This is a genomic window from Janthinobacterium sp. (assembly GCF_031995485.1).
Lineage (GTDB): Bacteria > Pseudomonadota > Gammaproteobacteria > Burkholderiales > Burkholderiaceae_D > Janthinobacterium.
The window spans coordinates 1-10,945 of sequence record NZ_DAMAGB010000002.1 but is presented as its reverse complement, the minus strand read 5'-3'; the positions used below and the strand labels follow the sequence as shown (position 1 = coordinate 10,945).

Annotated in this window: 11 protein-coding genes and 1 tRNA gene; 6 read left to right on the top strand and 6 right to left on the bottom strand. The window is 63.9% G+C overall.

The genetic code is table 11. From position 1 onward, the window contains the following. Positions 1–91 precede the first annotated feature (91 nt). Positions 92–165, top strand: a tRNA-Cys gene (locus RTQ46_RS01685). Between the two features lie 60 nt (positions 166–225). Here RTQ46_RS01685 and RTQ46_RS27105 read toward each other — a convergent pair. Then, positions 226–888 (bottom strand): VOC family protein, encoded by a 663-nt coding sequence (locus RTQ46_RS27105; protein WP_409518286.1) that lies wholly within the window; start codon positions 886–888, stop codon positions 226–228. Positions 889–896: 8 nt separating this feature from the next. Here RTQ46_RS27105 and RTQ46_RS01675 point away from each other — a divergent pair, with 8 nt between their 5' ends. Then, positions 897–1,565: a TetR/AcrR family transcriptional regulator gene (locus RTQ46_RS01675; protein WP_312434194.1), complete on the top strand. Its 669-nt coding sequence runs from the start codon at positions 897–899 to the stop codon at positions 1,563–1,565. 1 nt (position 1,566) lies between these two features. Then, positions 1,567–2,412 carry a PhzF family phenazine biosynthesis protein gene (locus RTQ46_RS01670; protein WP_312434193.1) on the top strand — a complete coding sequence of 282 codons (846 nt, stop codon included), beginning with the start codon at positions 1,567–1,569 and terminating at the stop codon, positions 2,410–2,412. Positions 2,413–2,442: 30 nt separating this feature from the next. Here the strand turns inward: RTQ46_RS01670 and RTQ46_RS01665 are convergent, their stop codons facing one another. Then, positions 2,443–3,138: a glutathione binding-like protein gene (locus RTQ46_RS01665; protein WP_312434191.1), complete on the bottom strand. Its 696-nt coding sequence runs from the start codon at positions 3,136–3,138 to the stop codon at positions 2,443–2,445. 349 nt (positions 3,139–3,487) lie between these two features. After that, complete coding sequence (locus tag RTQ46_RS01660) at positions 3,488–4,885, bottom strand: NAD-dependent succinate-semialdehyde dehydrogenase (protein WP_312434190.1); 1,398 nt, start codon at positions 4,883–4,885, stop codon at positions 3,488–3,490. 337 nt (positions 4,886–5,222) lie between these two features. On the opposite strand from RTQ46_RS01660, the gene RTQ46_RS01655 reads away from it, so the two are divergent. Together RTQ46_RS01655 and RTQ46_RS01650 are read left to right on the top strand one after the other, a co-directional pair. Then, positions 5,223–6,710 (top strand): SulP family inorganic anion transporter, encoded by a 1,488-nt coding sequence (locus tag RTQ46_RS01655; protein ID WP_312434189.1) that lies wholly within the window; start codon positions 5,223–5,225, stop codon positions 6,708–6,710. A gap of 34 nt (positions 6,711–6,744) precedes the next feature. After that, positions 6,745–7,206, top strand: a complete 462-nt coding sequence (locus RTQ46_RS01650) for a hypothetical protein (RefSeq protein ID WP_312434188.1) — start codon at positions 6,745–6,747, stop codon at positions 7,204–7,206. Here RTQ46_RS01650 and RTQ46_RS01645 read toward each other — a convergent pair whose 3' ends face one another. Next, positions 7,207–8,424, bottom strand: a complete 1,218-nt coding sequence (locus RTQ46_RS01645) for a hypothetical protein (protein WP_312434187.1) — start codon at positions 8,422–8,424, stop codon at positions 7,207–7,209. Between the two features lie 116 nt (positions 8,425–8,540). Beyond that, positions 8,541–8,966 (bottom strand): ester cyclase, encoded by a 426-nt coding sequence (locus RTQ46_RS01640; protein ID WP_312434186.1) that lies wholly within the window; start codon positions 8,964–8,966, stop codon positions 8,541–8,543. Between the two features lie 227 nt (positions 8,967–9,193). Between RTQ46_RS01640 and RTQ46_RS01635 the strand changes: the two genes are divergently transcribed. Further along, entirely contained in the window at positions 9,194–10,102 is a 909-nt protein-coding gene (locus RTQ46_RS01635) for a LysR family transcriptional regulator (RefSeq protein WP_312434184.1), read from the top strand. A 37-nt stretch (positions 10,103–10,139) separates the two neighbouring features. On the opposite strand, the gene RTQ46_RS01630 is transcribed toward RTQ46_RS01635, so the two are convergent. Next, positions 10,140–10,945, bottom strand: an 806-nt coding sequence (locus RTQ46_RS01630; RefSeq protein WP_312434183.1) for a methyl-accepting chemotaxis protein, incomplete at its 5' end; no start/stop codon positions are given.

Sequence of the window (10,945 nt, the reverse complement as noted above, 5' to 3'; positions counted from 1 at the left end):
GCAACCTTGCCAAGGTTGAGGTCGAGAGTTCGAGACTCTTCTCCCGCTCCAGTTTCGGATGTGCCGCAAGGCATATCGCAGCAGTTCCTCAGGCGAGGTAGCAAAGAGGTTATGCAGCGGCCTGCAAAGCCGTTTAGACGGGTTCGATTCCCGTCCTCGCCTCCAGAAATAGCAGCAAGGAAAAAACCCGCAGCGATGCGGGTTTTTTTTCGTCCATCGCTTCTGCTACGCAGCCTGCGCTGCATCCATATGCGTGAACTGCCAGGCATGGCCATCCAGATCGGTGAAGCCGTGGCCGTACATGAACCCGTGGTCTTCCGGCTCGCCTGTCGCGCTGGCGCCAAGCGCAACGGCTTTGGCCACCAGATCGTCCACTTCCGCGCGGCTGTCGCAGCTCAGGCAGACCCACATTTCCACCGCCTCTCGGGTATTGGCGATTTGCCGGCTGTGAAAAGAGCGGAAAAACGCTTCCGTCATCAGCATGGCGTGGATGCTGCCTGCGGTAATCACCATCAGGGCCGCATCGTCATTGGAAAATGCCGGATCGAAGGTGTAGCCGAGTGCGCTGAAAAAGTCCCTGGATTTGCTTAAATCCCTGACCGCCATGGTCACGACAATCTGTTTGTGCATGGTGTTTCCTTTCAGATGAGTTCGCCAGCGCCGGATCGCCGATTTCCGTCGCATCATTAAAACGCAAAATCGCGGCGCATGGCGCGCTGCAAGTCCTACAGGGAAACGACCGGCGCCCGGCCGATAACCTCGCCGTTCCCGGCGCTGCGCAGGATCAACGCCGCCAGGTCGGCGCGCGGCAGGCGTCCGGTGATGCCGGGCCGCAAGCTTTATCAGCGGGAAATTCCGCTTGACGCCGCAGGAAAATGATATGAGCATCAGCTCACATGAACAACTCGCAATCGAAAGCGGCCGGCGCGCGCCGCGTCAAGCCGCGCAACGCCCCGTCCCAGCCTTGTTCCACGCATACCGTCGAGGCCATCCTTGAGGGGGCAGCTCACATTCTCGAGCGGCACCGGCTGGACGCTTGCACCACCAATGCGATTGCCGCGCGGGCCGGTGTCAGCATCGGTTCGCTGTATCAATATTTTCCCACCAAGGATGCGGTGACGGTGGCGCTGATCGAGCGCAAGCGAACCGGGCCGGTGCGCGACGCGCTGCTGGCGCTGGAGCCGGACGACCGTTGCATGGCCTTGCGCCAGCTGATCGAAGTTGCGGTGCGCCACCAATTGCGCCGGCCCGCGCTGGCGATGCCGCTCGATTTTGAGCAGCATCGCCTGTCGGCGGTGATGCCGGTCCCGGGCAACGGCGCCGCCATGCATGCGGCGCTGACTGGATTCATGCGCGGCGGTTATTCCGGTGCCATGCTGGCGCCGGAACCTGCCGCTTCCGACCTGATGGCCATCATCAGTTCGGTGACGGACGCGGCCGGGCGCCGTGGCAATGCCGAGCCGGCGCCACTGGTGGCGCGGATCGAAGCAGCCGTGCTCGGCTATCTCGGTGCCCCTGACTTTAACGAGGCGGCAACGACGCCACCGATATGCAACAAGGAATGACATGACCCGCCGCTTCAAACAGATCGATGTGTTTACCGCCGTCCCGCTCAAAGGCAATCCGCTGGCCGTGATTCTCGACGCGGATGGACTCGGCGACGAGCAGATGCAGTCGATCGCCCGCTGGACCAACCTGTCCGAAACCACCTTCGTGCTGCCGCCCACCGACCCGGCCGCCGACTACCGCGTGCGCATTTTCACGACCCAGGAAGAGTTTCCGTTTGCCGGCCATCCCACCTTGGGCACGGCCCATGCGCTGCTGCAGGCGGGATTGCGGCCGAAAACGCCCGGCTTGTTGATGCAGGAATGTGGCGTCGGCCTGGTGCCGGTACGCATCCAGGCCGATGGCGCGCTGGGATTTCGCGCGCCGCCAGCGCAACTTGAGCCGATGGACGATGGACTGCTGCCGCTGCTGCACGCCACCCTGGGTGTCGACGCCTTGCCGGCAAACACGTCACCGGTGGTGGCCGATATGGGCATCTGCTGGCTGGTGGCAGGCCTGGCGTCGGCGGCCGATTGCCTGGCCGTGGTGCCCGACGCGGCAGCGCTGGCCGAGCTGATGCGGCATACCGGCAGCGACGGCGTGGCAGTGTATGGCGCCCATCCGGCCGGTGGCCCGGCCGAGATCGAGGTGCGCGCTTTTACGGTGGAAAACGGGGTGCTGCTGGAAGACCCGGTGACGGGCAGCGCGAATGCCTGCATCGCCCGCTTGCGGCCGGCACAGGATTACCGCGCGCGCCAGGGTACGGCAGTGCAACGCGACGGCCGCGTCACCGCAAGATATGAACATGACGGGCCGTGGATCTGCGGGCAGTCGGTGACGATTATCGACGGCACGCTCAGTTGCTGAGCGTGGCCCTGGCCGGATGCGGCGCGCTTTCTATGGGGTGGCAAGACCCTTGATCACCGCCGGGCGTGCCACGAAACGCGCCAGCGCGCGCTGCACGTTCGGGTAATTGTCGGTGCCCAGCAGCTCGGCCGCTTCGTAAAAGCCGCCGAGGATGCGCACCCACGGGAAGATGGCGATATCGGCGATCGTGTACTGCTCGCCCATGATCCAGTCGCGGCCCGCCAGGCGCTGCTCCAGCACGGCCAGCAAACGCTTCGCTTCCGTCACGTAGCGCTGCAAGGGGCGCTTGTCTTCATACTCCTTGCCGGCAAAGCGGTGGAAGAATCCCACCTGGCCGAACATCGGCCCCACGCCGCCCATCTGGAACATCAGCCACTGGATGGTTTCGTAGCGCAGCGCCGGATCGTCAGGCAGGAATTGTCCGGTTTTTTCCGCCAGGTACAGCAGGATCGCGCCCGATTCGAACAGCGCCAGCGGCTTGCCGCCCGGGCCGGCAGGGTCGATAATGGCGGGAATCTTGTTGTTCGGATTCAGCGACAGGAATGCCGGCGACAGCACGCCGTCCTGGTCCAATGTCACGCGGTGCGCCTCGTACGGCAGCCCGGTTTCTTCCAGCATGATCGAGACCTTGACGCCATTCGGCGTGGCCAGCGAATACAGTTGCAGGCGCTCGGGCTGGGCCGCTGGCCATTTTTCGGTAATGGGGAAGTCGGAAAGGGTGTGCATGGTAGCCTTGATGTCGGATGAATGGATGACCTGTCTGCATTCTCGCCGATCTGCACCGCTCCTGCTTGCCGTACGCCGGTTCCCCTGGCGCCAGTCCACCGTTCTGGCCCACTCCGCCTGCGCATCGGTAAATTTGCGCAAGCCGAAGTGCGAAAGGGCGCAGGTCGGTTGGCGGTACGGCGGCGTTTTATCGATGTGATGCATGCCGGTGATGGTGTCGGGCTACGCGCGAAGCGCCAACCCGACCTGCGGATGCATGCCGAGCCGATGCGTAGGTCGGATTAGCGGCGCGCCGCGCTGCGTAATCCGACAACATTGTTGGCGTCGAATGACGGCTGCAGCGTCAAGGCTATCCGACCGTCCTGGCCCATACCGCCTGCGCATTGGTAAATTCGCGCAGCCCGAAATGCGACAGCTCGCGTCCGTAGCCGCTCTTCTTGACGCCGCCGACCGGAATGCGGGCGTTGGTGGCCGGGTAGCCGTTGATGAAGACGCCGCCCGTTTCCAGGCGCCGCGCGATGCGCCGGGCACGCTGGATATCGCCGGTCCACAGGCTGCCGCCCAGGCCATAGTCGCTGGTATTGGCCAGTTCGATCGCATGTTCCGCATCGTGCGCCACCGTGATGGCGGCCACCGGGCCGAAGGTTTCCTCGTCGAACGCGGCCATGCCCGGCAGCACGCCGGTCAGCACGGTCGGCGTGTAATAGTTGCCCGGTCCTTCGACCTTGTGGCCGCCCAGCGCCAGCGTGGCGCCGGCCGCGAGCGTGCGTTCGACTTGGCCGTGCAATTCGTCGCGCAGGTCGCCGCGCGCCATCGGACCGATGGTGCTGGCCATATCGAACGGATCGCCGGCCTTGACCAGCCTGGCGGCGGCGATGAATTTGCGCGTAAATTCCTCGGCGATCGGCTGCTCCAGGATAAAGCGCTTGGCCGCAAGACACACCTGGCCGGCATTCTGGAAACGCGCTTCGATGCCGGCTTTCACGGCCAGGTCGAGATTGGCGTCGGCCAGCACGATAAAGGCGTCGGCGCCGCCCAGTTCCAGCAGGCTCTTCTTCAGTGCCTTGCCGGCCGTGGCGGCCACGGCGGCACCGGCGCGCATGCTGCCCGTCAACGTCACGGCTGCCACGCGCGCATCGTCGATCACGTGCGCCACCGTGTCATTGTCGGCCACCAGGTTGGCGAACAGGCCCGGCGGAAAGCCGGCCGCCTCATATGCCTGCTGTAGCGCATAAGCCGAACCCATCACGTTCGGTGCGTGTTTCAGCAGGAAGCCATTGCCCGACAACATGATCGGACCCGATGCCCGCACTACCTGCCACAGCGGGAAATTCCACGGCATCACGCCCAGCACGGTGCCGACCGGCAGGTATGACACGTAGACCTGATCATCGCCATCGATGGCGACTGGCTCGTCGGCCAGGATGGCCGGGCCGTTGTCGGCGAGCCAGTCCAGGGTGGCGGCACATTTCTCGACCTCGCCACGGGCGGCGGCTATGGTTTTGCCCATTTCGCTGGTGATCAGCGCGGCCAGCGTTTCCGACCGGTCGCGCAAGGTGGCCGACAGGCGGCGATACGCGGCCACGCGCTCATGCATCGGCGTGGCGCGCCACAGCCGGAAGGCGGCGGCATGGGCGTCCAGCAGGCGCTCGACTTCGTCCGGCGTCTGGTACGGATAGGTGGCGATCAGTTCGCCCGTGGCGGGATTGCGCGAAGTGGCGACGGCGGGAGTATTCGAAGCGGACATTGGTATTGCCTCCATGACGGTTGACAGCAGCGCTTGAGGCTGCAATGAGCACCAGTGTAGGCAGGCGGGCCGCAGCGCGGAAGGCGTGTCGTGATCCTATGACTGCCAGTCCCCGTCAGCAGGCGAGGAGACAGGCTGGGCCATCTTGTATAATCCCCGCTGGCCCAGCAGCGCCGCCCGGCGCGCGGTTTATCCGCTCTTTCCGTCATACCGATGTAGTCATTGACTTTCCAACTGTTATCGCCACACGCCAGTTTCTCCCTTGAAACTGTTGCGTGATTGCGCCTGGATGCGCCGCGCCGGGCTGTTATTCACCGTTTTAAATCTGGATAGTTCAATGATCAGCACAAGCTTTCGGGACGAATGGTTACCGAATCTGCAAAAAAATTTCCTGGCCGGCCTGACGACTTCGTTCGCGCTGGTGCCCGAGTGCATCGCCTTTGCGCTGGTGGCGCAATTGAACCCGCTGATGGGCCTGTATGGCGCCTTTATCATCTGCGCCATGACGGCCGTCTTTGGCGGGCGTCCCGGGATGATTTCGGGTGCGGCCGGCTCGATGGCGGTGGTGATCGTGGCCCTGGTGGCCCAGCATGGCGTGCAATATCTGCTGGCTACCGTGGTGCTGGGCGGCATCGTGATGGTGCTGTTCGGCGTGTTACGGCTCGGTAAACTGATCCGCATGGTGCCGTACCCGGTGATGCTGGGTTTCGTCAACGGCCTGGCCATCGTGATCGCCATGGCCCAGCTCGAACATTTCCGCGAAAAAACGCCGCAGGGCGAGCACTGGCTGCACGGTTCGGCGCTGGGCATGATGTGCGCGCTGGTGGGCCTGACGATGCTGATCGTGTATGTGCTGCCGCGCATCACCAAGGCCGTGCCGCCGGCACTGGTGGCGATTGTCGGCGTCGGCCTGCTCACGTTCGGGCTGCAGCTGCCCACGCGCACCCTGGGCGACCTGGCCCATATCGCGGGCGGCCTGCCGGCGCTGCATTTCCCTGCCGTGCCGTTCAACATGGAAACGCTGCATATCATCTGGCCGTACGCCACGCTGATGGCAATGGTGGGGCTGCTGGAAACCTTGCTGACCTTTAACCTGACCGACGATATGACCGAAACGCGCGGCCAGCCGAACCGCGAATGCGTGGCGCTGGGCGCATCGAACATTGTGTCCGGCCTGTTTGGCGGCATGGGCGGCTGCGCCATGATCGGCCAGACCATGATCAACCTGAGTTCGGGCGGGCGCTCGCGCCTGTCGGGGGTGACGGCCGGCGTGATGATCCTGCTGTTTATCCTGTTTCTGTCGCCGCTGATCGAGCGCATTCCGCTCGCTGCCCTGGTCGGCGTGATGTTCGTGGTGGCGCAGGAAACGTTTGCCTGGGGCTCGCTGCGCGTGCTGGGCAAGGTGCCGAAACAGGATGCGCTGGTGATCGTGGCCGTGACGGTGATCACGGTGCTGACCGACCTGGCGGTGGCGGTCGGTTGCGGCATCGTGATTGCCGCCCTCAATTTTGCCTGGCAGCACGCGCGCGAGATGCGCGCCGACATCGATGACAGCAGCCCGGGCGAGCGCGTCTACCTGCCGCACGGCACCCTGTTCTTTGCCTCGACCGTGCATTTCCAGGAGCTGTTTGCGCCGGCGTCCGACCCGGCGCGCGTGGTGCTCGACTGCAAGCACCTGCATATGGCCGACCATTCGGCGATTGCCGCACTGGAAGCGCTGTACGAGCGCTATGACAAGGCCGGCAAGCATTTGCAGGTGACGCATCTGTCCCGGCGCAATCACGAGCTGCTGGCGCGCGCCGGTGTCGATGTGGGCGTGGCGTGAGAACGAGAAAAATTTCAGATAGGGTGAAATGGTAATGCTTTCAAAGCAACAGGAAGAACAGGTAGGGCAGGCCCAACAGGCCTTCGATGCGTATTACGATCAGCTGGGCACATCGCTGGTCAGCTTTGTCGAACGCCTGGGCATCCAGCCCTCGCACGAAGTGCTGACCAATGCGGCCGAATACCTGCCGTATATCGATGCGGCCATGCGCACGATCGCGATCCGCGACGAGAGCTGGCAATGGGTGAAAACCATGCTCGGCTATTTTATCGGCGAATATTTCGTGCAGACGTATGCCGGCTGCTGGTTCCTGGAAACCCAGCCGCAGTCGCCGCACTTCTGCCGCACCATGGTGGGCGGCTTTGAAACCGGCTTGCCGGCTGACGCCGCCATCGAACCCGAGGCGCTGGCGCTGGCTTTCCTTGCGCAGGCCCTGCCGCGCGAACTGGCCAGCCTGGTCAGCGACACCGAAGCGGGTCTGGCCGGCAGGCACTGACTACTTGTTCAACACGGTGGTGCCCCAGGTTTCATCGTAGTCGGCATTATGCGCCCGGGTAAAACCCTGGGCGTCGCTGCGGCCTTCGTCGACCTGCTGGTTGTCGCGCAAGATCAGGTAATGGCGGTTGCCGGCGTCCTGCTTGCCCGGGTAACTGAGCTGCATGCGGTACACCACCTTGCTTTCCTCCGCGACCGCAGCCGGCCTGGCCTGCGTTGAAGAGGGTCGCGCCGATGCAATCGTCAACAGCGGCATGCTTTGTTGCTCGTGCGAATTCAGCCAATCCATGAAGGCGGCGTCTTCCTGTGCCGTCGGTGCATCGGACTGCGGCCAGAGATACAGGAAGATGGCAGGCGTGGCATGGGACGCACTGCTGGCCGGCAGGCGCCATTCCACGATGCGCTTGCTGCCGGACGGCGTTTGCAGGGTCAGCAGGCTGGCGTTTGCGTGCAATGCCTGCTCCTCCAGCATGCTTTCCGTCGTGCCGCCCGCCAGTTCCGGCAGTACCAGGCGCTGGTTATGCGCTTCCAGTTCGTTGAACGACAGCGAGCGCAGGTAGCGCGTGCGCAGGCTGAAGCGATAAGCGGTTCCCTGCAGCATGAACTTGCCTTCGGTGCGCGTGGTTTCGTGCCAGCCGGGCAGGGGCGCGAGCTTGACCATGCCATGCATGACGCAAAAGCCATCCTGTGCCTGCCTTGCTGGCGGGAACGGTGTGGTGGATGTAGTGCTGGCCGCCAGGATTTCCCTGGCGCGCAGTTCCGTCACCGCCTGCAAACGGCTGACGGCGCGTTTCCGGAAGCGCACGGTGGTGCCGTCGCGATGGATCAGGCCGGTCACCTGCACCACGTTCGGGTCAAACGGCGCCTGGTCTTCTTCGCGCGCAACGATCAGGACGCCTTGATCCTGCGGCAATTTTTCCACCGGCTTGACCAGTTCGCGCACGCGCGCGCCATCGACAGGCGCCTGCGCGGCCAGCACGCGCTGGCGATAGCTGGCTTCATCCTCGCGCCAGGTATCGATATCGCCCCAGTAAAACTGGTAGGCGCCCCCGAGGAACTGCACCGGTTCGCGCGCGGTAAGGGCCAGGCGGCCGATGCAGTAGTCGGGCTGGGCCGCTACTGTTTGCCGGCGTGGCGAGGTACTGCAGCCTTGCAGGATGACGGTGGCCAGCAGAACCAGCGTGAACAGCAGGGCCAGGCGATTGACGGACAAATGCATGCGCTTCCTTCAAAAAGATCGAAGCGCGATTGTAGCCGCCACCCTGGCTTGCCTGCCGTTCCCTGCGTATCGTGCTTGCCGCGAGAGCCAGGCCAGGCCAGGCAGTCAGGCTGAGGTCAGCCTTGGCGCGGGAACTGGCCCAGCTGCAGGAACAGGCCGAACCAGTCTTCCATGTGCCAGGTGGTGGTGATCAGTCCGTTGGCGAGCGTGTGAAACTCGTGCAGGCGGAAACTCACCGGTTTGCCGGTTGGCGCGATACCGAACAGCTCGCCCAGATGGGTGCCGCCGATCTCGGCACGCACGCCTACCTTGCCTGGCTCCTGCACCATATCGTGGATGGCGATGTGCAGGTCCGGCAATGCGGCGGCAAGCATGCGAATGATGGGCTTGATTCCGGCCGGACCTGGCGCCTGGCCAGGCGCGAGCGGAATGTCATCCCACTGGGGCGCGAGGATCGCATCGACCAGGTCCGGGTCTTGTTCGCTGAACGCGCGATACAGTGTTTCGACCGCGCTGCGTTCGGCGCATAGTTGCTGTTGCAAATTTGTTGTTATAGTCGTCATGAGCTTGATGAGTTGAGTTGGTTGACAGGTGATCGGCGCGGTGCGAAAACAAGAAGAAACTGGCTGCTGTCCCGGCTGTTCGCACGTCATGGGCTTTCAAAGGTGGCGGCAGCAGCCGTTCTGCTCCGGAAGTGGCCACTATGCCCTGCGCGGCTTTTGCTATAAAGTATTCCAATCGAAACGCATTGTTACTCGAATAAAATACAATGAAAAATCTTGAGGCACTGGCGATCTTTGTGCGTATTGCGGAAATGGGCAGTTTTACGCACGCGGCGGAAAGTCTCGGCATTCAGAAGGGAAGGGCATCGAATGTGGTGCGCGAACTGGAGGCGCAGCTGGGCGTGCGCCTGCTGCACCGTTCGACCCGCACGGTGCAGTTGACGGAGGACGGGCGCAGCTTTCATGCACGGGCGCGGGCCCTGCTTGCCGATGCCGAGGAGCTCGGCGCGATGTTCGCCGGCAGCGAAGAGGCGCCTGCCGGCCGGCTGCGCATCGATCTGCCGACCGAATTCGCGCGCGCCACGGTGTTGCCTGCGCTGCCGGCCTTTATGGACCGCTATCCGGGGATAGAACTGGAGTTATCAAGCACCGACCGGCGGGTTGACCTGATTCAGGAAGGCATGGATTGCGTGCTGCGCGTCGGCGCCATCGTGGACGAGACGCTGGTGGCGCGCAGGCTGGGCGCCGTGCGGATGGTGAATGCAGCCAGTCCCGCCTACCTGGCGCGGCACGGCGTGCCACGGACGCTGGAAGACCTGCTGGCGCAGGGGCATCGCATGGTGCACTACACGCCTGCACTGGGCAGCCGGCCCTCCGGCTGGGAATATCCGGCAGGCCAGGCGCATGCGGTACTGGTCCTTCCCGGTTCGCTCAGCGTCAACAATGTGCAGACCTACCACGGCGCCGGACTGGCCGGGCTCGGACTGATACAGGCCGGGCTGTGGAGCCTGAAACCCTACCTGCTCAGTGGCGAGCTGGTCGAGGTTCTGCCGGACTTGCGCCCGAAATCCCTGCCGGTATCGATCGTGGTCGCCCACCGCCACAACCTGTCGCGCCGGGTGCGTCTGTTCGTCGAATGGCTGGAGCATATCCTGATGCCGTATCTGGACCGTTAGTGGCAAGCAAGCGTGATTGTGCTGGCTGTGTAGCTGTTTAAAACTCTTCCCACTCGCCTGCGCTGCTGGCGCTTGTCGGCTTGCTGCGCTGTACCGGCAAGCGCAAGGCCGGAGCAGGAACTTTCTGCGCGGGCGCTGCCGGCCGGCTGGCGCGTGCCGGTGCTGCTGCGCCACCGCCGTCGAGACGGAACACGCTGACGATGCGCGCCAGCTCGCTGGCCTGTTCCTGCATCGCTTCGGCGGCGGCCGAGGCTTCTTCCACCAGCGCGGCGTTCTGCTGGGTCACCTGGTCCATTTCGGAAATGGCCTGGTTGACCTGCTCGATGCCGGCGCTCTGCTCTTCGCTGGCGTTGCTGATCTCGCTCATGATCGAGGTCACAAAACCGATGCTCTGCACGATTTCTTCCATCGTGCGGCCCGCCTTGTCGACCAGGTGGGTGCCGGCGTCGACCTTTTGTACCGAGTCGTCGATCAGGCCCTTGATTTCCTTGGCGGCGGCAGCCGAGCGTTGCGCCAAGTTGCGCACTTCGGTGGCCACCACGGCAAAGCCACGGCCCTGTTCGCCGGCGCGCGCCGCTTCCACGGCCGCGTTCAGTGCCAGGATATTGGTCTGGAAGGCGATGCCGTCGATCACGGAAATGATGTCGACGATTTTCTTCGACGAGGCATTGATGTCGCCCATGGTGGTGACCACTTCGGCCACCACGGCACCGCCGCGGCTTGCGATATCGGCCGCGTCGCCGGCCAGCTTGTTGGCCTGGCGCGCATTGTCGGTATTCTGCTTGACGGTCGAGGTCAGCTCTTCCATCGACGAGGCCGTCTCTTCCAGCGAGCCGGCCTGCT